The following is a 23,846-nucleotide window of genomic DNA, read 5'->3' as shown; positions in this document are numbered from 1 at the left end:
AACAGGCTGGCTGGCAAGGGCAACGCCTTGCCAACTGCCGCGCCTTCACCACTGAAAACCTGCCCCGACCACCGCGCCGAACGTGCCGCGCGTGTTGGTGGAACCGGACATCTTGTAGACCCACTTGCCGTTGCCCGACACCGTTGACAAGCCCATCGCAAAGCCTTGCTGGCCGTCGTACGTGCTGCCCGCAATAGAGAACATGCCGCGCCCTGGCAGATAGGCCTGCGCCAAGCCCGCCACCGCCATCGCCGTGGCGGTGCCGCCCGCCGCGTCGCGCCGGTAGCGGTCCATATCGTTGCGCAGGTTCTGGAACTTGCCGTCGGCGTACGCGTTGGACTGCTGTACCGCGCCGCTCAAGCCCGCGTTCAGTTGCTGCACGTTGACGGCGTCGTGGTTCTGCACCCCGTCTGCCACATTGCTCAGCGTGACCGGCCCGCCGCCATTACCCAGCGTGATCTGGGAGTAGTCCACCGCGTTGGTGCCGGGCGTGGTGGCGTACTGCACCGTCCCTTGCCGGGACGCGTTCAACTGCTGCACGTTGACGGCATCCGTCTGGGCCGTGCCGGCCGCGACGTTGGTCACTTGCCGTTCCTTGCCCGCCGCGCCGACCGACACCACATTGTCCCGGCCCGCGTCAGAACTGCCCGCCCCCAGCGCGACGGAGTTGGCGCCTCGGGATTCCGCGTCATTGCCCAGCGCCGTGCTGCCTGCCCCCGACGCCACCGCCCCCGCGCCGCCCGCGGTCGAGTCCGCGCCCGTAGCGGTGGGCGCAGGCGTGGCGCTGGTCTGATTGACCTGGAACATGCCGCTGCCGCCTTGCGTCAATCCGCGATTGACCGTCGCAATCTGCTGGTCGGTATAGAGGTTGGCCTGCGCCACCGCGCCGTCCAATTGGCGCAGGTTCACGGCGTCTGTCGCATTCTGCGCATCGGCGACGTGGCTGATGGTGCGTTCCGCACCCGTAGCGCCCACCGACACCGTGCCTGCAATCGTGTTGGACACGCCCGAGTATTTGCCGGTGTAGGCCGGTGCGGCGCCCGTGTTGGCCACTGCCCCCGCGCCCAGCGCCACGTCGCCCGCCTGTTGCGCCTGGGCGCCTGCGCCCAGCGCCAGGCTGTTGTCGCCGGTGGCGGCGGCGGTGGAACCCAGCGCGACGCTGTTGTCGCCGCTGGCCCCCGCATTTGCGCCCAGCGCCATCGACTGCGCGCCGCTGGCCAGCGCCGATGCGCCCAAGGCGATGGCGGAACCCAGGGACGATCGGGCGGACGATCCGATCGCAATGCCGTTGGCCGCCGTGCTGTCCACTTCCGCGGCCAGCCCCATCCCAATGCCGGCGTCACCATTGACGACCGCTTCCGGCCCCACCGCGATGGCATCCGCGCCCACCGCCAGCGCATCCGCCTTGGTGCTGTCGGCGTGGAAGTACTGGATGGGCGTCACAGTCACCGAAGCGATTGCGCCCTGCAACTGGCGCAGCGTCACGGCGTCTTGCGCTTGCGTGCCGTCCGCCACGTTGATGACCTGGCGCAACAAGCCTGGCGCGCCCACCGAAAAGGCCCCCGGCGTCACCGCGCGGGTGACGGACACCCGATCAGAAATGGACCCCTGCCCGATCGCAATGCCGCCATCCACCGTCACCTGCGTCGACTCGCCTAGCGCCAGGCTGCCCGCGCCGCTTGCCCTGGCGTTGTAGCCGATGGCGGTGGCGCCTTGCCCCGTTGCAAACGCGTCCGTCTGCGTCAAGCCGGTATCGTTGGTGCGCTCGTATCGAACGCCCTGGCCATTGACGACCGGGTCAGTGGTGCTGGTAAAGCTGCTGACCATGGTCGCAAGCTGGGTCACGGTCTGATTGGTGGCGTACAGCTGCGAACCATTCACCGCGTCCCAGCTGCTGGCGGCAAGCACGCCCGGCGCCACCCGCGTGATGATGCTGGGGCCGCCAATGCTTCCGTGCGCGGCCGAGTACGCACCGACGCCGCCATTGGCCGTGGGGTCCCACATCAAGGCATCGGTGCCGACTTGTCCAATTCGGGTGCTCACCTGCGTCAGTTGCCGCACGTTCACCGCGTCCGTCAGATTGCTGCCCGGCGCCAGATTCGTCAGTTTGCGCAGATTGCCCGCAGATCCTACCGACACTTCGCCTGCCGAGCTGATGGTGCCGGCCAAGCCGAAGGCGACGTAGGCCGTCTGCGCCCCCACGGCAACGACAGACCCCTGGCCCAACGCCACGTTAGCGCCCGTCAGCCCGGCCGTGATTGTGGCGCCCTGGCCCAGCACCGTGGAGTTCGCCACCCCGTTGTCGCTGGCTTGATTGCCCAGCGACAGCGAGCCTGCCCCCGTCGCCAGCGCCCCAAAGCCGCCGGCCGCACTGTTCGCGCCCGACGCCACAGGTTGCGCGGACGTCACCGTGGCGTCGGCCACGAATGGCCCCGCCCGGCCGCTGCTGATGTTGGAAACCAGCGTATCCAGCCCGCCGATGGCATTGCCCAGACTGCTATAGGTGTTGCCCTGCACGGTATAGCTGGGCGCGGTCACGGCGCCGGATGCGGGATCGTAGGTCGATCCGCCACCCAGGTTCGCCGCCACGCTAGCCCCCAAGGCGCTCAAGCCGGTGGTCGCGGCGTTCGCGACTCCCGTCAACTGGCTGACGTTGACCGCATCCGTCGCCGCGCTGCCCGCGGCCACATTCGTGAGCTTGCGCGGCGCGCCGGCCGCGCCGATCGACACTTCTCCGCTGGAGCTTTGTGCTGCCGTCAGGCCAATGGCGGTGTAGCCAGCTTCCGCGCCGATCACTGCGGTAGAACCTTGGCCCAGCACTACGTTCGCCCCGGTAAGACCAGCCGCGATGCTTGCGCCTTGGCCCAGTACCGTCGAATTCGCGACGCCGTTGTCCGTGGCTTGGTTGCCCACGACAGTGGACGCCACCCCGCTTGCCGACGCGCCGAAGCCTCCCGCCGCGCTATCGGCTCCAGACGCCACCGCCTGTATCGCGGTGACGCTGCTGTCCGACACGAACGGGCCGCCCTTGCCGCTGCTGATGGTGGTTACCGCGCTGTTGATGCTGGTCACGGCGTTATTGACGCTGGTTACTGCCGTGTCCAAGCCCCCGATGGCGCTACCCAGGTTCGAATAGGTATTGCCTTGCACGCCATAGCTGGGTGCGGTGACGGCGCCGGTTGTCGGGTCGAAGGTCGATCCTCCGCCCAGGTTCGATGCCACGCTTGCACCCAAGGCGCTCAGACCGGCCGTTGCCGCGTTGGCGACGCCCGTCAGTTGGCCTACGTTGACGGCGTCCGTTGCTGCACTTCCCGCGGCCAGGTTCGTAAGCTTGCGCTCCAAACCCGCCGAGCCGATGGATACTTCGCCGCTGGAATTTTGCGATGCGGACAAGCCAATGGCGGTGTAGCCGGTCTCTGATCCAACTGCTGCGCTTGACGCTTGACCCAACGCCACGTTTGAACCGGTCAAACCCGCCGTGATCATCGCGCCTTGGCCCAGCAACGTCGAATTCGCAACGCCGTTGTCGGTGGCTTGGTTACCGACAACGGTCGACGCCGCACCCGTCGCCGACGCGCCGAAGCCGCCTGCCGATGCATCTGCACCCGACGCCACCGCCTGCACGGCGGTCACGCTGTTATCCGACACGAACGGCCCGGTCTTGCCGCTGCTGATGCTCGTCAATGCGCTGCTGATGCCCGTCACCGCCGTATCCAGCCCGCCAATCGCGCTACCCAGGTTCGAATAGGTATTGCCTTGCACGCCATAGCTGGGCGCGGTGACGGCGCCGGTGGCGGGGTCGTACGCCGATCCGCCCCCCAAGTTAGACGCCACGCTGGCGCCCAAGGCGCTCAAGCCGGTCGTTGCCGCGTTGGCGACTCCGCTCAACTGGCTGACGTTGACCGCATCCGTCGCCGCGCTGCCCGCCGCAAGGTTCGTGAGCTTGCGCTCCGTGCCAGCAGCCCCGATGGACACTTCGCCGCTGGAGCTTTGCGCGGCGGACAGGCCGATGGCGGTGTAGCCCGTCTGCGCGCCCACGGCCGCTACCGTGCCTTGGCCCAGCGCCACGTTCTCGCCCGTCAGGCCCGCCGCGATCATTGCGCCTTCACCCAGCACAACCGAGTTCAGCACCCCGTTGTCTGTGGCCTGGTTGCCCACCACGGTCGAGCCATCGCCGGTGGCCGACGCGCCAAAGCCGCCTGCCGTCGCGTTGACGCCCGACGCCACCGGCTGCGTGGCCGTGACCGTGCTGTTCGACACAAAGGGGCCTGCCTTGCCGGTGCTGATGCCTGACACGGCGGCATCCAGCTGGCTCAACGCGCCGCCGATGCTGCTGTACGCGCCGCCTTGAACGCTGTAGCTCGGAGCAGCAATCTGGCCGGTGCCAGCGTTGTAACTCGCGCCGCCGCCCAGGCTGGTGGCCAGACTGGTGCCCAGGTTGGACGCCGCGCCGCTCAGTTGCGCAACGTTGACCGCGTCGGACAAGGCGCTGCCGGCCGCCACGTTGGTGATCTTGCGGCGGTTGGCCGCCGTGCCAACAGACACTTCGCCGCCAGAGGTCTGCCCGGCCGACAGGCCAAAGCCGATGTAGCCTGTCTCGGCGCCCACCAGGGCGGCGGAGTCTTGCCCCAACACAACGTTAGACCCCAACAACCCCGCCGCGACCGATGCGCCGCGTCCCAATATCGACGAGCCCGCCACGCCGTTGTCGGTCGCCTGGTTGCCGATCACCGTCGCGTCCGCCCCGGTGGCCGACGCGCCAAAGCCGCCCGCGCTGGCGTTTGCGCCGGATGCCACCGGCTGCATCGCCGTGACGCTGTTGTCCGACACAAACGGACCGGTATCACCCGACATCAAATGGGTGATGGCGGTGTCCGCGCCCCCCAATGCGGCGCCGACGTTGGCGTACGTCGTGCCTTGAATGCTGTAGCTGGGTGCGCTCACCGTACCGGCCACGGCGCTGTAGCTGGCGCCGCCCCCCAGGCTGGTGGCGATGCTTGATCCCAGGTTGGACGCCGCGCCGCTCAGCTGCGCCACGTTCACCGCATCGGTCAGCGCGCTGCCAGCCGCCACGTTGGTGATCTTGCGGCGGCTGGCCGCCGTGCCAACCGACACTTCGCCCGCGGATGTCTGCGCCGCGCCCAAGCCAAACGCGGTGTAGCCCGCCTGTGCGCCGGACGCGGCGACGGACCCTTGGCCCAGCGCGATGTTGGAGCCGGACACGCCGGTCGCAATCTGCGCGCCTTGGCCCAACACCGTGGAATTGGCGACCGCGTTGTCGGTGGCCTGATTCCCCACGACGGTTGACGCCGCCCCCGCCGCCGATGCACCGAAACCGCCTGCGCTGGCATCCGCGCCGGACGCAACCGCTTGCGCGGCGGTGACGCTGTTGTCGGACACGAACGGGCCGATATCGCCCGCCAGCAAATTAGTGATGGCGGCGTTCGTGCCAGCGAATGCCGCGCCGACGTTGGCATAGTTCGTGCCTTGAATGGTGTAGCCCGGCGCGCTGACGGCGCCAGCCAACGCGTTATAGGCCGCGCCGCCGCCCAGCGTGGTCGCGATGCTCGACCCCAGGTTGGACGCCGCGCCGCTCAGCTGCGCTACGTTGACGGCGTCGTTTGACGCGCTGCCCGCCGCCACGTTGGTGATCTTGCGGCGGTTGGCTCCCGTGCCTACCGACACCTCTCCCGCCGAGGTCTGTGCGGCCGCCAGACCGAATGCGGTGTAGCCCGTCTGCGACCCCGTGTTCGCATTGGCGCCTTGGCCCAACGCCACGTTAGACCCCGGCACGCCGGCCGATACGCGCGCCCCCTGGCCTAACACCGTCGAGTTGGCGACCCCATTGTCCGTGGCCTGGTTGCCCACCACGGCCGATGCCGCACCGGTGGCCGACGCACCGAAGCCGCCTGCGCTGGCGTTGGCGGCGGACGCGACCGCCTGCGTCGCGGTGACGCTGTTGTCCGACACAAAGGGACCGGCATCGCCCGACATCAAGTTGGTAAGCGCGGTGTTCGCGCCGCCCAAGGCCGCGCCCACGTTGGAGTACGCCGTGCCTTGGATCGTGTAGCTGGGCGCGCTGACCGTGCCAGCCGCGGCGCTGTAGGCCGCGCCGCCGCCCAAAGAGGCCGCGATGCTCGACCCCAGGTTCGACGCCGCGCCGCTCAACTGCGCCACGTTCACCGCATCGGTCAGCGCGCTGCCGGCCGCCACGTTAGTAATCTTGCGGCGGCTGGCCGCCGTGCCAACGGACACCTCGCCCGCCGAGCTCTGCGCCACACCCAGGCCGAAGGCGGTGTAGCCCGCCTGCGCCCCCGAGGCCGCCAACGCGCCTTGGCCCAGCGCCACGTTGGCGCCCGACAAGCCGGTGGCAATCGACGCCCCTTGGCCCAACACCGTCGAATTGGCCACGGCATTGTCCGTGGCCTGGTTGCCCACCACGGCGGAGGCCGCACCGGTGGCCGACGCGCCAAAGCCGCCCGCGCTGGCGTTGGCGCCTGAAGCTGCCGCCTGCGTTGCGGTGACGCTGTTGTCCGACACAAAGGGGCCGGCATCGCCCGACATCAGGTTGGTCAGCGCGGTGTTCGCGCCGCCCAAGGCCGCGCCCACGTTCGTGTAGGCCGTGCCTTGGATCGTGTAGCTGGGTGCGCTGACCGTGCCAGCCGCGGCGCTGTAGGCCGCGCCGCCGCCCAAAGAGGCCGCGATGCTCGACCCCAGATTGGACGCCGCGCCGCTCAACTGCGCCACGTTCACCGCATCGGTCAACGCGCTGCCGGCCGCCACGTTGGTGATCTTGCGCAGCCGGACGCCCGAGCCCACTGACACTTCGCCCCCGGACGTCTGCGCCGCCGGCAGACCAAACGCGGTATAGCCCGCTTGCGCGCCGATTGAGGCCGAAGACCCTTGGCCCAACGCCACGTTAGCGCCCGCCAGCCCCGTGGCCACGGACGCTCCCTGCCCCAACACCGTCGAATTGGCGACGCCATTGTCCGAGGCCAGGTTGCCCACAATGGTCGACGCCGCGCCCGTGGCCGACGCGCCAAAGCCACCCGCCGCGGCGTTCGCGCCCGACGCCACCGCTTGCACCGCCGTGACGCTGTTGTCCGACACGAAGGGGCCGGTCTTGCCCGTCACCAGATTGCTCAACGCCGTGTTGGCGCCCGCCAACGCCGTGCCGACGTTGGAATACGCCGTGCCTTGAATCGTATAGGCGGGCGCGCTGACTGTGCCGGCCGCGGCCCCATAGGCCGCGCCGCCGCCCAGGTTTGTGGCGATGCTCGCGCCCAGGTTCGACGCCGCGCCGCTCAACTGCGCCACGTTCACGGCGTCCGTCAACGCGCTGCCCGCCGCCACGTTGGTGATCTTGCGGCGGCTGGCCGCCGTACCCACCGACACTTCACCGCCCGAGCTTTGCGCCGCCGCCAGCCCGAATCCCGTATAGCCGGCCTGCGACCCCACCGTTGCCGCGGACGCGCGTCCCAACACCACGTTGGACCCGGTGAGGCCGGAGGTGACCGACGCGCCTTGCCCCAGCACCGTGGAGCTCGCGACCCCACTGTCCGTAGACTGATTGCCCACAACTGTCGACGCCGCCCCCGTGGCCGACGCGCCAAACCCACCCGCCGCGGCGTTCGCGCCCGACGATACCGCTTGCACCGTCGTCACGCTGTTGTCCGACACAAAGGGGCCGATCTTGCCCGTCGCCAGATTGCTCAACGCCGTGTTCGCGCCCGCCAATGCCGTGCCAACGTTGGTGTAGGTGGTGCCTTGAATGGTGTAGCTGGGCGCGCTGACCGAACCCGTGGCGCTGTTGTAGGCCGCGCCGCCGCCCAGGTTGCTGGCCATGCTCGTGCCCAGATTGTTGATGCCCGAGTTCGCGGCGCTAGCCACCGCCGACATCTGCTGCACCGTCACCACATCGTTGGCATCCGAGCCGTCGGCGACGTTCTTGATCTGGCGCTTGGCGCTGGACGTTCCTACCGAGACCGCCCCCGCGGCCATGTTCGACGTGTTGTTGAACGCGATGCCGGTAATGGGGCCTGCCGTGCTGGGCGACACCACGCCGCTTGTCGCCACGTTGGCCAAGCCCGCTGCGCCCGCGCCCAAGGCGATGCCGCCCGCAACGCCCGACGTCGCGCCATTGCCCAACGCGATGGCGTTGGCGGCCGACGCTTGCGTCGCGGCGCCCAGCGCAATGGCGCCGCCGCCCGAGGCCGCCGCCGTCTTGCCGATGGCGGTGTCGTTGATACCCGTGGCGCTGGCGCTGCCACCAACGGCGATGGCGTCGGCGCCCGTCGAGCCCGAGTTGGCGCGGGTGTTGCTGCCCACGCCGGTATCGGTGGAGTTGGCGTTGAAGTAGTTCGTCGGCGCAGGCGCCGACGCCGATACCTGTTGCGCCACGGCGTAGAGCTGAGACCCGTTGACCGCGTCCGTGCTGTTCGGCCCGAGCAGGCCTGTCGCCACCCCCTGAATCCGGCGGCTGGTGCCCAGGCTGCCCACACTGACGACACCCGTGGGCGCCCCCTGGCCGCCCAAGTAGTTGTAGGTATTGCCGTTGATGGTGCTGCTGCTGTAGGCGGTCGTTCCGGCGCTTGTGAGCGTGAGCAAGGCGCTCGTGCTTGTGCCGCTGCCCAGCGCCACCGAGTTCGCCACGTTGGCCGAAGCCAGATAGCCCAATGCCACCGTGCCGTCCACCCCCGTGTTGTTGCCCGCCAGATACCCGCCCGCCACGTTGAAGTTGCCACTGACGTTCTGGCCCGAACTTCTTCCGATTGCGGTGTTGTACTGCCCCGCGATCAACACGCCCGACTGTGCGCCGATGGCGGTGTTGTTGCCGCCGCTTGCATTGGCGCCGCTACCCGTCAAATATCCGATGAACGTGTCTTGCGTCGCCATCGCCACCGCCTGATCGCCAATCGCAATCGACGACGACCCCACGGTTTTGGATTGCGGGCCGATCGCCACCGAGCTCGCCCCGCCGGCATTGCCCAGATAACCGAGCATGACCGAATTGGCGCCGCTGGCCGTGCCTTGGTAGCCAATGGCGGTGGCTTGCCCCGCGGTCGCGCTGGCTTGGAAGCCCATCGCAATCGTGCTGCCCGCGGTGGCGGCGGAACCGGAACCCAGGGCGATGGACGCCAGGCCGGTGGCCGTGTTCAGGTCGCCGATGGCGACAGCGCCCTGTCCGGTGGCCGGGTTGGTGTTGCCGATGGCTACCGCGCCGCGCCCGGATGCCGTCGACGACAGGCCCGCGCCAAACGCGCCGCTGCCGCCAACTGCCTGTGACGACGATCCCAACGCAATGGCCCCCGGGGTCGCCGCCATGTTGCCGCTGCCCACGGCGAGCGCTCCCGTCGCCGTTGCGCTGTTGTTAGCGCCCACGGCAACCGCGCCGGTACCCGTTGCGGTGTTGGGGTCGCCGATAGCGACCGCGCCGTCCCCGGACGCGTTCTGTTGGCGCCCGATGGCGACGGCCGCCCCTGCGGCGGTGCCGCTATTGGCCGCCGTGCCTGACGAGCCTATCGCCACGTTCTGTCCGGTTCCGTTCGACGCCACGCCGTCGCCCACGGCAATGCCAAATACGCCCGTTGCTTGCGCCCCGCGTCCAATCGCGATACCGGACGTCGCCAAAGCGCTCACCGACGACTGTCCGCCGATGGCGATGCTGTTGGTGGCCGCAGCGTTGGCGCCGCTACTCGTGTTGCCCCCCAGTGCGATCGCGCCCAGCGCCGAGGCGCGGGTGCTGTTGCCCACCGCCAGCGAGCTGCTGCCTGTGGCTTGAGCGCTGTTGCCCAAAGCCGTGTCGTTGGTTGGCGTACCCACGGCCGCCCCCGCGATGGCGCCGGTTCCCAGCGCCAATGCGTTCTGGTTGAAGGCCTGCGCGTTGACCCCGCCGGCGAAGGCCGAGGCGCCCATGGCATCCGCCGACGCCCCCAACGACACCGCGCCCACTGCGCTGGCCGTCGTGCCTACGCCGATGGACACGGCGTTGTTGGCGGAAGCGCTGGCGGATTGACCCAGCGCCAACGCGCTGTTGCCCGCCGACGCCGCACCGAAACCCAAGGCCACCGAACCGGTCCCGCCCGCCGCGGTGCCTTGCCCCACCGCCGTCGCCCCGCCCGCGGACGCATTGGCCGCCGCGCCCAGCGCGACCGAGTTGTTGCCCGTGCCGCTGGCGCCTGCCCCCAGCGCCGTGGCGCTGGTGCCGCTGGCCACGACCAGCGCCCCCACGCCCGTCGCCGTGCTGCCGGTCACGTTGGCCGACCGTCCGACCGCAACGGAATTCGACCCGGTGGCAATAGACATGTCGCCCACCGCCACACTGACGTTCGACGCCGTGGCTCCCAACGCGGCGCCGATGGCAATGGAGTTTGCATCCGCCGTGGCCGGCGTTGCGCCGCCTGTCGTCGTGGTGCTGATCACCGTGCCTTGAATGGCGGTGCCTGCCCAGACCGGGCCCGCCATAGCCGCCGCCACCATCACGGGCGCTGCGATTCCCGCACGGCGCAACACCGACAGGCGCGAGGCCCGGTTGGACTTGCCTCGGGTTTTCGTCAATTCAGACACGGCCACCCAGGCACCCGCCATTTCGCTCCACACAAGGCTATAGATCTTGTTCACGGCCACTCTCCATTGACGAACTTCGCCACCCGCAGGCTTCGTTCAAAGCCGATTCAATTAATAAGAATCAGAGTTTTGTTTCGAACCAATTCCCAGATTGATGGGCGAAATCCTAGTGAGCGCACCAAGGCCGACTTGTGTTGTGTAGCAATCACCTGCAACCCGATATAAATATCGTTTGATTAATCAGATAACTGAATTGAATCCATAGGCAGCTGGCGCGGTGGCCCGCGCGCGGGCGAACGCCAGCGCCACGCCAGGCATCAGCGCAGGGAGCAACGTGGAAAGCGGTATGGAGACTGGGTTTGACGCGTCAACGCCCATCAATCAGTACGCGCTGACTGATGGGCTTGCGGTAGATGCCTGAAAGGCGTTGGTGGTATGCGGCGCTAAAACAAGGAATATCAGAAATGACAGAATTCAGACGACCAATATTGAATGTTGGCTCGTAATCATCGCCATCTTTGTCTTAGTCGGAATCTGTCGGTACTGTCACCATCGAATGCGCAGCAGCGCTATTCCTCGGTATGCAAGCCGTGCTCCACGGCATACACCGCCACCTGAACGCGGCTCGTCAGATTGAGTTTTTTCAGCACGTTCTGCACATGTATCTTTACCGTGCTTTCGCTGACGTCGAGTTCTCGCGCAATGACCTTATTGCTAGCGCCGCGCGCCAGGCATTGAACGATCTGCGTTTCTCTTGCGGTCAATCGGTGGCGTTCGGCCTGCCCCGGCGCCTGCGCCGCCAGCGTGGCCTGGCCCCGGAATTGCTCCACCAGTTTGGCCGTCATGCTTTCAGCAATGACGGATTCCCCCGCCGCGGCGCGGCGGATGGCGGACGTCAGCACGTCCGCATCAATGTTCTTGACCAGGTAGCCGCGCGCGCCATCGCGCAGGGCCTGGCCCAGCTCGTCGGCCTCTTCCGACACCGTCAGGATGATGACGGCGCAAGTAGGCAAGTCCTGCGTCAGTAATTGCAACGTTTCCAGCCCCGACAAGCCGGGCAGGTTCAAGTCCAGCAGCACAACATCAGGCTTGAGTTCCTTGGCGCGCTTGATGCCTTCCACCCCATCCCCCGCTTCGGCCACCACCTCGAAATCGGGTTGGCGTTGCAGCAGCAGGCGCACGCCGGAGCGAAACAGCGTGTGGTCGTCGATAAGCAGAATACGAATGGGCATGGTCGTTCGGGTCAGGCGGCCTGGCGTTCACTGCCGGGCAAGGTCAGCGCGACGCGGGTGCCCGCGCCGGGTTGTGATTCGATTTTTATCACGGCGCGCATGCGGGCGGCGCGTTCGTGCATGATGTGCAGGCCTACGTGCGCTTCGCCCCGGGCGGCGACGTCGGCGGGGTCATAACCCTGGCCGTCGTCGGTGATCAGCAAGGTGAAGTCGCGGTCATTGCCAACCGCTACCTGCACATGGCTGGCTTCGGAGTGCTTGCGCACATTGGATAGCGCCTCTTGCAGGATGAACAGCACTTGCAGCTGCTGCTCGGGCGGCAGCGGCGCGCCTTGGCCGTGGCCGAAATGCAATTCGGTATCGATGCCGGTCTGGCGGCGGAAGCGGTCAACGGTGCTTTCAATGGCGGCTTGCAGATCCCCCTGACCCAGCTTGCTGCGAAAGTTCGTCAGCAGTTCGCGCACGTCTTGATAGCTTTCGTCGACCCCCGTGCGCAGCAGCGGCAGAATCTCGGTGACCTCGGCGTCGTCGCCACGCTTGACGGCCGCGTCCAGCATTTGCAATTGCAGGTTCAGGAAGTTCAGGCCCTGCGCCAGGCTATCGTGCAGCCCTTGCGCCACCAGCCCGCGTTCCTGCACCACGGCAAGTTGGCGGGCCTGGGCGCTCAGGCGGCGGTTGTCCAGCGCCACGCCCAGATGCTGGCCCAGCGTTTCCAGCAACTGCGAATCAGACGGGGCCAAGCGGCGTTGCTGGCGGAAATGCAGCGAATACGACCCCAGCACTTCGTCGCGCGTCACGATACGGAACACGGCCACGCTGGCGAACCCGTCGCGCACGCAGTTCAAGTCCCTGTCCGGCGGCGTATGCCGGAAGTCCTGAATGACGATGACGCCCGCCTGGCGCGTGGCCACGCCGCAATAGCAGTCGTCCACTTTCATGCAGTGTTCGGATTCGACCAGTTCGTCCGACAGGCCCACCGACACCACCAGATTGAGCTTTTCATTGTTCGGGTCCAGCGCGCGGATGCTGCCGCCTTCGGCGTCGAATTGCAGCATGACGCGGCGCAGGAAGCCGTCGCACATGGCTTCAATGTCGTTGGGCTGATTCAAGAACGCCGCCATGTCGTACAGCGCGCCGATGTCGCGGTTCTGCGCGGCCAGTTGCGCCGTCTTCTGCTCTACCCGCTGTTCCAGGCTGGTGTACAGGTCTTGCAGTTCGTCGGCCATGCGGTTGTAGCCGCGCGCCAGCACGCCGAATTCATCCTGGCTATCGACCGGCAGCCGCGTGCTGAAGTCGCGGTCGCCCATCCGTTGCAGACCATCGCGCAAGCGCAGCACGGGCGCGATGATCCACAGGTACAGCAGATAGATCATCGCCAGCGTGCCGGCGCTGGCAATTGCGGCCAGCACGCCTTGGGACAGGCGCAGCATGGTGGTCTTGCCGGCATTGTCCTGTTCGATCATCCGCACCAGCGTGTCCGCCCGCGACACGAATTCAGGCAGGGTCTGAAGATAGGTGGCGGCGTCCGGTTGGGCCAGCGCGGCTTGCGCGGCCGGCTTCATGACGTCGTGCCAGTAATTGGCCACGTCGCGCCATTGCGCGCGGATCGTGTCGTCGTTGGGGATGAACAGCGGGCGGGCGGGATTGCCGCGCGCCAGACGGGAGATGGTCTCGTCCATGACGGCGACCTGTTCGTTCGTGCGCACCGCGCGGCCCGCTTGCGGACGCATCAGTTCAACGGCGACCCGGTTGGCGCGCATGCGCAGGCTGCCGGTGTCGTTGATGGCGGCGCCCGCGCCTTCCAATTGCCACGACAGCCATAACGTCCAGCTGATCATCGACAGCACGACCACCAGCGCCGCCAGCGAGCTGGCGATGATGCGCGTGGACAGCCGGTGCCAGGGTGATGGCAGGCCGTCGTCGGCGGGGCGGGTTGATGAGGACGTCATGACGATCAATGCTTACGATGCGATGCTGTGCAGTGCAATGGAATGCGATGCGATGCGATGGGCTGCGATGCGGTGCGGTGCGGTGCGATGGGATGCGGTGCGATGGGATGCGATGGGGTGCGATGCGGTGCGATGGGATGCGGTTGCTAGTGTATTCGCCTTCAGCGCAGGGTCTGGCTGGGCGCTTCCGCCGGACTCCGCCCTAACCCCTGCCCCTGCCCCACCCCCAGCGTGCGGCAGACAAAGTCCGCAACCTGCGCCGGGTCGTTCAGCGGCAGGCAGGGCAAAGCGATGTCCAGCGGCGCGTCGGTGACAACCGCCAGAAAACTGCCGTCTTCCGTATGCAGAGGCGGTTTGCCCAGCGCCGGGCGGTAGACCTCGATGCGCGGGATGGCGGCTTGCTTGAAGCCTTCCACCAGCACCAGATCGGCCGGCGACAAGCGCGCCACTTGTTCGGCAAGCGTCGGTTCTGGCGCATTGCGCAATTCATGCACGATGGCATACCGGTACGGCGAGGCCACCATCACTTCCTGCGCGCCCGCCAACCGAAAGCGCGCGCTGTCCTTGCCGGGCGGCTCCATCTGAAAATCGTGGTGGCTGTGCTTGATGACGCTTACGCGCAAGCCGCGCGCGGCCAACAAAGGCAGCATGGCCTCGATCAAGGTGGTTTTGCCGCTGCCGGACCGGCCGGCGATACCGAACACTGCGCTCATGCATGCTCCGAAAACAAGGGACAGACGATGGGCAAGAACGCGTCCGCCCGCGGCGAGTATGCCAGCAAAGCGCCTGCCACCAGGTCGAAATACCAGCCATGCAGCGTCAGGCTGCCCGCCTCTACCGCGCGGCGCACGAAGGGCAGTTCGTCCAGATTGCGCAGCGAAATCAAGATGGATGCCTGCTCGCAGGCCCGGCGGCGTTCGGCGTCGGTGGCCTCTGGCATTTGGCTCAGCACGCGTTGGCGGGCGGGTTCGGCGATATCCATCCAGCGTTCCAGGTAATCGGTTTCCCCATCGCTGCGGGTGCGGTGTTCCATCAGGGCGCGAATACCGCCGCAGTGCGCATGGCCCAGCACGATGATGCGGCTGACCTGCAACTGCTCCACGGCGAATTGAATGGCCGCCAACACGCCTTGCAGGCCCCGGTCGGCGCGGGCGGGCGGCACCAGATTGGCCACGTTACGCACGGCGAAGATGTCGCCGGGGTCGCAGCCCAGCAGCATGGCGGGGTCTACGCGGGAATCGCAGCAGCCGATCAGCAAGGTGCTGGGGTGCTGGCCGTCGCGCAGGTTGCGGTACAGCGCGGGCGCGGATTCGTAGTACTGCTGCTGAAAGCGCTGAAAGCCGTCGACGAAGCGTTCGATGTCTCGCATCTCAGCCCCCCGTTTGCGCCATGTAGCGGACAATGCGCTCGGGCTGGCTGACGAAATCGTGCCGTTCAGGCTTGGCGGCGATACCCGCCTGGATGGCTTGGGTCAGCGCCGCGTCGCTCGCGCCGGCGCGCAGCATGCGGCCCAGCGGCACCTTTTCTTCCTGGCCAAGGCACAGGTACAAGGTGCCATCCACGCCCAGCCGCACCCGGTTGCAGGCGGCGCAAAAATGGCGCGACATGGGCGTGATGACGCCCAGCACCGGCGCGCCATGCCCGGTGGTCCAGTAGCGCGCGGGGCCGGAGCCGGCGTGGGATCGGGCCGCCGACGCCGACACCGCCCCCGACGCCGCCCCCGATGCCGCCCCCGATGCCGCCCCCGGCATCGCCGGCACCAATCCCGCTTCGGCCGCCAGCGTGGCGCCCAGCGCGTTCAAGTCCGTATGCCGCAGGCTTTGGCCACAACTGCCCATCGGCATGGGTTCGATCAGGCGCAGCACGAAGCCCTGCGCGATGGCGTAGTCCAGCAGGCGACGCACCTGCGCGCGCGGCGTCGCGGCGTGCACCACGCTGTTGAGCTTGATGGGTGCAAAGCCCGCAACCCGCGCGGCAGCCAGCCCAGCCAGCACATCGGCCAGGCAATCGCGCCCGGTGATTTGACTGAAGGCGTCCGCGTCCAGCGTGTCCAGGCTGATGTTCAAGCGCGTCACGCCCGCCGCCCGCAGCGCGGCCGCATGGCGCGCGAGCTGCGTGCCGTTGGTCGATACCGACAGGTCCATGACCCCTGGCATCGTGGCTATCGCCCCGGCCAGCTCGGGCAGGCCCCGGCGCAGCAAGGGTTCACCGCCCGTCAGGCGCACCTTGCTGACGCCCAGGCCGACAAACAGGCTGATCACGCGCGCCATCTCGGCGTGCGAGAGCCAGTTGGCGGGCGTTTCGAAGCCCTTGAAATCCTTCGGCATGCAGTAGGTGCAGCGCAGGTCGCAGCGGTCGGTGACCGACACGCGCAAGTAGTCGATGCGGCGGCCGTATCCATCGAGCAACGAGCGTGACGCAGGCCCGTCCTTCGACTCGTCCTTCGGGCCGTCCTTCGGTCCGTACTTCGACCCACCCTTCAGCCCGCCCTTCGACCCACCCTTAAGCCCGTCCTTCGGTCCGACCTTCGGTTCGTCCCTCACGCTGCCCTCCCGCCCACAACGCGATCCGCCTCACTGCTTTCCAGGTCGATACCCTGCACGTCGGCCTGTTCGACCAGCAGTTTGGTGTACTGGCGCCACGCGGTGTCGCGGCTCATGCTGGACAGCGCCATGGCGATCTGTTGGGCCACGAGTTCGTAAGGCAGCATGCGCCCTTCGATGCGGCGCGTGACACGCACGATGTGCAGGCCGTGCCGCGTTTGCAGCAACTGCGGCAACAGGCCGCCCGAAGGTAGCGCGAACACCGCGCGTTCGAATTCTGGGACGGTATCGCCCCGGCCCAACTGGCCCAGGTTGCCGCCCACCGCCGCCGAGGGGCAGTTGGATTGTTCGCGCGCCACCTGGGCGAAGCGCGACGGGTCTTCCATCAGCGCTTGCAGCACGGTGTTGGCGTGCGCACGCAGCATGTCCAGATTGACGTCGGGGGTCACCTGGAACAGGATGTGATCCGCTTCCACCAGCTCGCCCACCATGAAGCGCTGCGGGTTGGCGTGATAGAAGCGGCGGCAGGCGGCGTCATCCGCCACGGGCGCGGCGGCCTGGCGCGCCAGCAAGGCGGTGATGATGGCGTCTTCGTTATCCCCCACCTCGCTCGGGTTTTGCGCGCCTTGCCGGTTTTGCGCGCCTTGCGCGCCTTGCGCGTCGCTCGACAACGCCGGCTGCACCCCAAGCCGGCGCGCTTCGTCCAGCAACACCCGGCGCAGCACCAGCGCAGTGATGGCGTGGCGCATCGGGTTGCTGGCCTCTGCATGCAGCGGCAGTTCATGTTCCAGATCGGCGTCGTTCAGTTCGACGCCATTGACGATGACAGGCATGTTTGTCTCCCGGTGTACAGGGGTTAGCGCGGACGCACGAGTTGCCAGGCGCGGCCCAGATACGCCACCGAGGCGAATCCGCTCCAGACGTGCACCAGCCGCGTAAACGGGAAGATCACAAACAGCGTCAGCCCCATGAACAGGTGCGCCTTGAACAGCAGCGGCACGTCGGCGATGTGGCTGGCGGCGTCGCCCTGGAACGTCACGATGTGCTGCGCCCACGTCATCAGGCGCACCATCATTTCGCCATCCATGTGGCCGGCCGACAGCACAATAGTGGACAGGCCCAGCAGCAAGGTGATCAAGATCCACAACAGCAGCAGCTTGTCGCCCGGGCGCGTGGTGCGCGCGATGCGCGGGTCGGTCAGGCGGCGGTGGATCAGGATCAAGAGGCCCACCAGGCAGATGCCGCCCATGACGCCGCCCGCCACCATGGCGACCGTTTGCTTGAGCGTGTGCGAGACGCCCAGCGTGTCCCACACCACAACGGGCGTCAGCAGCCCGGCCAGGTGGCCGAAGAACAAACCCAGGATGCCGATGTGGAACAGGATATTGCCCAGCCGCAACTGGCCGCGATGCAGCAGCTGCGAGCTGTCGGTCTTCCAGGTGTATTGCTCGCGCTCGAAGCGCGCCAGGCTGCCCAACAGGAAAACCGTTAACGCAATATAGGGATAGATGCCGAAAAGGAACTGATTCAGGGAGTTCATGATGCGTCGTCCTGAGCATTAATGGGTGGCGGGCGCCCGGGGATAGAAGCGCACGGCTTGCGCGCCATCGCCCGCGAACGGACGCAGCAGCGGCTCCACGCCGTCGGCGCTGACGCCGAAGGTTTCCATGGCCTCGTCCATGTCGCGCACGGGGGCTTCGGTTTGTTCGCGCGGAATCACCCGCGACTGCGCGCGCAGCACCGCGAAGATGGCGGCATAAGGGCTGCCGCCCCGCGCCAGGCGCGAGCCGATTGCGGCCAGTACATGGATGGCCTCGTCCAGCAGGTCCTGCGCCTGGGCAGGTTCGATCACGCCCAGGAACTCCAGGAACAGCGGCACGTGGTCGGGCAGTTCCGACACAGCCGGCTCAAAACCGTGCTGGCGGTAGGTGTCCAGCAGGTCGACCATGGCCTGGCCGCGGTCGCGGCTTTCGCCGTGCACGTGTTCAAACAGGTGCAGCGAATGCGAGCGGTTGCGGTCGAAGGTGGCGACGTAGTTTTCCTGCACGGTGATCAGGCCGTTCGTGGCCAGGTAGGCAACGAGCGGTTGCAGGGTTTCCTCGGCGTCCGGATAGGCGGCCAAGGCGGCCTCGACGTCGCCCAGCGCGTCCAGCAGTTCAGGCTCGGGGTAGCTCAACAAGGCGGAAAGCAAGCGATACAGCGTCATGGAATTCTCCTCTTCTAGCGGGCCAGCTCGGCCTTTTTGCGGGACTTCGGCATCTCGATGAAGATCTCGCTGCCCTGAGGCTTGCGGCCGAACAAAGTGCCTTCCGACACGCCGCCCGAGCAGCCGTTGCCAAACGTGAAGCCGCAGCTGCCCTTCTCGTTGAAGCTGTCTTCGACAATTTCCTTGTGGCTGCTGGGCACCACGAAGCGGTCTTCGTAGTTGGCGATGGCCATGATCTTGTACATGTCCTGCACCGTCTCTTCGGACAGCCCCACTTGCTTGAGCAGCTCGGTGTCGCGTTCGCCGTGCACAGTTTCCGAACGCTTGAAGGCGCGCATGGCCAGCATGCGTTCCAGCGCTTGCAAGACGGGCGCTTCCTTGCCCGCCGTGAGCAGGTTGGCCAGATAGCGCACGGGAATGCGCAGGCTGGATACGTCAGGAATCATGGCGCTCTTGCCCACGGTGCGTTGCGGCATCTGGCCGGCCTCGGCGGCGGTTTGAATGGGCGACAGCGGCGGGATGTACCAGACCATCGGCAAGGTGCGGTATTCCGGGTGCAGCGGGAACGCCACGCGCCATTGCACGGCCATCTTGTAGACGGGCGACTGGCGCGCCGCCTCCAGCCACGATTCCGGTATGCCCTGCTCGCGCGCGGCGGCGATCACCTCGGGCGAATGCGGGTCCAGGAACAGGTCCAGCTGCGATTCGTACAGATCCTGTTCGCTGGCGACGGCGGCGGCGCGTTCGATCTGGTCGGCGTCATACAGCATGACGCCCAGATAGCGGATGCGGCCCACGCAGGTTTCCGAGCACACGGTGGGCTGGCCGGCTTCGATGCGCGGATAGCAGAAGGTGCACTTCTCGGCCTTGCCGCTGCTCCAGTTGTAGTAGATCTTCTTGTACGGGCAACCCGAGATGCACATGCGCCAGCCGCGGCACTTGTCCTGGTCGACCAGCACGATGCCATCGTCTTCGCGCTTGTAGATGGAGCCCGACGGGCAGCTGGCGACACAGGCCGGGTTAAGGCAGTGTTCGCACAGGCGCGGCAGGTACATCATGAAGGTGTTCTCGAACGTCGAGTACATCTCTTTCTGTACGCCTTCAAACAGCGCGTCGCGGCTGCGGGCGCTGAATTCGCCGCCCAGGTCGTCTTCCCAGTTCGGCCCCCAATGGATCTTGTCCATCTTCTTGCCCGTCAGCACCGACACCGGGCGCGCGGTGGGCGGGGTCTGCGACAACGGCGCGTTCTGCAGATGCTCGTAGTCGAAGGTAAAAGGTTCGTAGTAGTCGTCAATGGCCGGCAGGTTCGGGTTGGCGAACAGGTTGGCCAGGATGCGCAGCTTGCCGCCCTGGCGCGGTTCCAGCTTGCCGGCGGCGGTGCGCTTCCAGCCGCCCTTCCACTTGTCCTGGTTCTCCCATTCCTTGGGGTAGCCGATGCCGGGCTTGGTTTCCACGTTGTTGAACCAGGCGTACTCGACGCCGTCGCGACTGGTCCAGACGTTCTTGCAGGTAACCGAACATGTGTGGCAGCCGATGCACTTGTCCAGGTTCAGCACCATGCCGATTTGGGCGCGTATCCTCATGATTGCTTCTCTTCTTGTTGCGTTGCTTGCATGGCGGGGTCTTCAACCAGCGGGCCTTCCAGCCAGTCCACCTTATTCATCTTGCGCAGCACCACGAATTCATCGCGGTTGGCGCCGACGGTGCCGTAGTAGTTAAAGCCGTAAGCCTGCTGCGCGTAACCGCCGATCATGTGCGTGGGTTTGAGCACGGTGCGCGTGACCGAGTTATGGATGCCGCCGCGCTTGCCGCTGGTTTCGGCGCCCGGCACGTTCACGATCTTTTCCTGCGCGTGGTACATCAGGCACATGCCGACCGGCACGCGCTGGCTGACGACGACGCGCGCGGTCAGCGTGCCGTTCACGTTGAACACTTCGACCCAGTCGTTGTCGACCAGCCCGGCCTGCCTGGCTTCGGTTTCCGACACCCACACATGGGGGCCGCCGCGGCTTAACGTCAGCATGCGCAGGTTGTCCGAGTAGGTGCTGTGGATGCCCCACTTCTGGTGCGGCGTCAGCCAATTCAGCACCAGTTCCTTCTCGCCATTGGGATACTTGCCCAGCATCGGCGCCACCGTCTTGGTGTCGATAGCGGGCTTGTACACGCAAGAGCCTTCGCCAAAATCCAGCATCCAGCGGTGGTCCTGATAGAACTGCTGGCGGCCGGTCAGCGTGCGCCATGGGATCAGCTCATGCACGTTGGTGTAGCCCGCGTTGTAGCTGACCTCTTCACTTTCCAGGCCCGACCACGTCGGCGCGGAAATGATCTTGCGCGGCTGCGCCTGGATGTCGCGAAAGCGGATCTTGTCGTGCTCGCGGCCCACGGCCAGGTGGGTGTGGTCGCGCCCCGTGATCTTGCCCAGCGCTTCCCAGGCCTTGACCGATACATGGCCGTTGGTCTCGGGCGCAAAGGTCAGAATCATCTCGGCGGCGTCAATGGCGGTGTCCAGGCGCGGGCGGCCTTGGCTGATGCCCGCTTCCCCGACGCTTTCGTTGATGCCGGCCAGCTCGTGCACTTCGTGCTCGGTGTTCCAGTTGATGCCCTTGCCGCCGTTGCCCAGCTTGTCCAGCAAGGGGCCAACCGAGGTGAACTTGCGGTAGATGTCGTTGTAGTCGCGCTCGACCACCGTCATCGACGGCGCGGTCTTGCCCGGCACCAGATCGCATTCGCCCAGCTTCCAGTCGCGCGGCTCAAACGCCTGCCCCAGTTCCCCGGGGGTGTCGTGCATCAGCGGAGTCAGCACCAGATCGCGGCGCTTGCCCAGGTACGGGCCGCCGATCTCGCTGAACTTCTTGGCCAGCAGCTTGTAGATTTCCCAGTCGGTCTTGCTTTCCCACAGCGGCTGCACGGCTTCGCTCAGCGGGTGAATGAAGGGGTGCATGTCGGACGTGTTCAGATCGTCTTTTTCGTACCAGGTGGCTGTCGGCAGCACAATGTCGCCGTACAGGCAAGTGGTGCTCATGCGGAAGTCCAGCACGGTCAGCAGGTCGAGCTTGCCTTCGGCGGCGTCTTCCTGATACGTCACTTCCGTGGGTTTGATGGCCGCGGCTTCGTCGCCGAACACGGCGTTTTGCGTGCCCAGCAGGTACTTCAGGAAGTATTCGTGGCCCTTGCCGCTGGAACCCAGAATGTTGGAGCGCCACACGAACATATTGCGCGGGAAGTTGGCGGGGTCGTCCGGGTCTTCGCAAGACATCTTCAGTGCGCCGGACTTGAGCTGTTCCACCGCATGCGCGATGGGGTCCTTGCCTGCGGCATCGGCCTGGGCGACGAGATCCAGCGGATTGGTGCGCAGTTGCGGGGCCGACGGCAGCCAGCCCATGCGTTCGGCGCGCGCGTTCAGGTCGATCATGCTCAGGTCGCCGTACTTGGCGCGGTCGGCGGTGGGGCCAAGCACTTCCTGCACGTTGAGCTTTTCATGGCGCCACTGGCTCGTGTGCGCGTAGAAGAACGACGTTCCGTTCATCTGGCGCGGCGGGCGCACCCAGTCTGACGCAAACGCCAGCGGCGCCCAGCCGAATTGCGGGCGCAGCTTTTCCTGGCCCACGTAATGCGCCCAGCCGCCGCCGCTTTTCCCTACGCAGCCGCACATCATCAGCATGTTGATGATGCCGCGGTAGATCATGTCCATGTGATACCAGTGATTCAGGCCGGCGCCCACAATCACCATCGACTTGCCTTCGGTGTCGTGCGCGTTCTGCGCGAATTCGCGCGCCACCTGGATCACCTGCGCGCGCGGCACGCCAGTGTGCTTTTCCTGCCAGGCCGGCGTGTAAGGCACGTCGTCGTCGAACGACGTCGCAACGTTGCCGCCGCCCAGGCCCCGGTCCAGGCCGTAGTTGGCCATTTGCAGGTCATACACGGTGGCGACCAGCGCCTCGGCGCCGTCGGCCAGCCGAATGCGGCGGGCCGGCACGTTGCGCACCAGCAGTTCGTCGTGTTCGCTGCCAAAGTACGGAAAGCCGACGGCTACGGTTTCACTGTTCTGGCCCAGCAGGCTGAGCGTGGGTTCGATCTCGCGGCCATCGCCGCCGTTCCTGGATTCCAGGTTCCAGCGGCCGACCTTTTCGCCGCCATTGACCGCGCCCTCGCCCCAGCGAAAGCCGATGCTGCCGTTGGGCGCAACCAGGTCGCCGGTGTGGGCGTCCAGCACCAGCGTCTTCCAGTCGGGGTTGTTCTGTTCGCCCAACGCGCCGTCCAGGTGCGAGGCGCGCAGGAAGTGGTCTGGCGCATGGAAGCCGTCGCGTTCTTTCAGCAAGACCAGCATCGGCATGTCGGTGTAGCGCCGCACGTAATCCTGGAAGTACGGCGACGGGTTGGCCGAAAGGTGGAATTCTTTCAGGATCACATGGCCCATGGCCATGGCCAGCGCGGCGTCCGTGCCTTGCTTGGGCGCCAGCCAGATGTCGCCAAACTTGACCATTTCGCCGAAGTCGCTGGAGACGGCGACGGTCTTTGTGCCCTTGTAGCGGACTTCGGTGTAGAAGTGGGCGTCGGGCGTGCGGGTCTGCGGCACGTTCGAGCCCCACACCATCAGGTAGGTCGAGTTGTACCAGTCGGCCGATTCCGGCACGTCGGTTTGCTCGCCCCAGATTTGCGGGCTGGCGGGCGGCAGGTCGCAATACCAGTCGTAGAAGCTCAGGCAAGCGCCGCCCAGCAAGCTCAGGTAGCGCGCGCCGGCGGCGTAGCTGACCATGGACATGGCCGGAATCGGCGAGAAGCCTATCACGCGGTCGGGGCCGAATTTCTTGATGGTCAGCGCGTTGGCGGCGGCGATGATTTCGGTTGCCGTGTCCCAGTCAGCGCGGACGAAGCCGCCCAGGCCGCGTACCGACTTGTAGCGCTTGGCGCGTTCGGGGTTCTGGCTGATCCATTCCCAGGCGGCGATGGGGTCCATCGTCTTGCGGGCGTCGCGCCACATCTCCATCAGGCGGCCCCGGATCATCGGGTACTTCACGCGCTGCGCCGAATACACGTACCAGCTGTATGACGCGCCACGCGGACAGCCGCGCGGCTCGTGGTTGGGCAGATCGGGCCGCGTGCGCGGGTAGTCGGTCTGCTGCGTTTCCCACGTGATCAAGCCGTTCTTGACGTAAACCTTCCACGAACACGACCCGGTGCAGTTCACGCCGTGCGTGGACCGCACCACCTTGTCATGCTGCCAGCGCGAGCGATAGGCGTTTTCCCACTTGCGGTCTTCGTTGACCGTTTCGCCATGGCCATCGGCAAAGGTGGATTTCACCCGCGACATGAACTTCAGCCGGTCCAGAAAATGACTCATTGTGTTTCT

11 protein-coding genes are annotated in these 23,846 nt (G+C 66.6%); all 11 read right to left on the bottom strand.

The genetic code is table 11. The features are described from left to right. Positions 1 to 45: 45 nt before the first annotated feature. Positions 46 to 10,620: an ESPR-type extended signal peptide-containing protein gene (locus tag ACFZAI_RS26920; RefSeq protein ID WP_391569855.1), complete on the bottom strand. Its 10,575-nt coding sequence runs from the start codon at positions 10,618 to 10,620 to the stop codon at positions 46 to 48. A 515-nt stretch (positions 10,621 to 11,135) separates the two neighbouring features. Beyond that, on the bottom strand, positions 11,136 to 11,798 hold the full coding sequence (locus ACFZAI_RS26915) for a response regulator (protein ID WP_391569854.1): 663 nt from the start codon (positions 11,796 to 11,798) through the stop codon (positions 11,136 to 11,138). 11 nt (positions 11,799 to 11,809) lie between these two features. Further along, positions 11,810 to 13,747 carry a type IV pili methyl-accepting chemotaxis transducer N-terminal domain-containing protein gene (locus ACFZAI_RS26910; RefSeq protein ID WP_391569852.1) on the bottom strand — a complete coding sequence of 646 codons (1,938 nt, stop codon included), beginning with the start codon at positions 13,745 to 13,747 and terminating at the stop codon, positions 11,810 to 11,812. 161 nt (positions 13,748 to 13,908) lie between these two features. Continuing rightward, positions 13,909 to 14,460, bottom strand: coding sequence for a molybdopterin-guanine dinucleotide biosynthesis protein B (mobB, locus tag ACFZAI_RS26905; protein ID WP_391569851.1), 552 nt, complete (start codon positions 14,458 to 14,460; stop codon positions 13,909 to 13,911). Further along, positions 14,457 to 15,116 carry a carbonic anhydrase gene (locus tag ACFZAI_RS26900; protein WP_391569849.1) on the bottom strand — a complete coding sequence of 220 codons (660 nt, stop codon included), beginning with the start codon at positions 15,114 to 15,116 and terminating at the stop codon, positions 14,457 to 14,459. The genes mobB and ACFZAI_RS26900 overlap by 4 nt, the downstream gene beginning before the upstream one ends. A 1-nt stretch (position 15,117) precedes the next feature. Then, complete coding sequence (moaA, locus tag ACFZAI_RS26895) at positions 15,118 to 16,155, bottom strand: GTP 3',8-cyclase MoaA (RefSeq protein WP_391570277.1); 1,038 nt, start codon at positions 16,153 to 16,155, stop codon at positions 15,118 to 15,120. A 131-nt stretch (positions 16,156 to 16,286) separates the two neighbouring features. Then, complete coding sequence (locus ACFZAI_RS26890) at positions 16,287 to 17,123, bottom strand: peptidylprolyl isomerase (RefSeq protein WP_391569848.1); 837 nt, start codon at positions 17,121 to 17,123, stop codon at positions 16,287 to 16,289. Between the two features lie 23 nt (positions 17,124 to 17,146). Next, positions 17,147 to 17,830 (bottom strand): respiratory nitrate reductase subunit gamma, encoded by a 684-nt coding sequence (gene narI, locus ACFZAI_RS26885; protein WP_391569847.1) that lies wholly within the window; start codon positions 17,828 to 17,830, stop codon positions 17,147 to 17,149. Between the two features lie 18 nt (positions 17,831 to 17,848). Then, entirely contained in the window at positions 17,849 to 18,496 is a 648-nt protein-coding gene (narJ, locus tag ACFZAI_RS26880) for a nitrate reductase molybdenum cofactor assembly chaperone (RefSeq protein WP_391569845.1), read from the bottom strand. Between the two features lie 14 nt (positions 18,497 to 18,510). Further along, the gene (gene narH / locus ACFZAI_RS26875) at positions 18,511 to 20,079 is read right to left on the bottom strand and encodes a nitrate reductase subunit beta (RefSeq protein ID WP_391569844.1); all 1,569 of its coding nucleotides are present in this window, start codon (positions 20,077 to 20,079) and stop codon (positions 18,511 to 18,513) included. Continuing rightward, positions 20,076 to 23,837 (bottom strand): nitrate reductase subunit alpha, encoded by a 3,762-nt coding sequence (locus tag ACFZAI_RS26870; protein ID WP_391569843.1) that lies wholly within the window; start codon positions 23,835 to 23,837, stop codon positions 20,076 to 20,078. Before ACFZAI_RS26870 ends, narH begins: the two co-directional genes overlap by 4 nt. Between the last annotated feature and the right edge of the window lie 9 nt (positions 23,838 to 23,846).

The organism is Achromobacter sp. NPDC008082 (assembly GCF_042957345.1).
Classification (GTDB): domain Bacteria; phylum Pseudomonadota; class Gammaproteobacteria; order Burkholderiales; family Burkholderiaceae_B; genus Achromobacter; species Achromobacter kerstersii_A.
The sequence above is the reverse complement of the archived record's forward strand: the minus strand, read 5'-3'. Positions and strand labels throughout refer to the sequence as shown.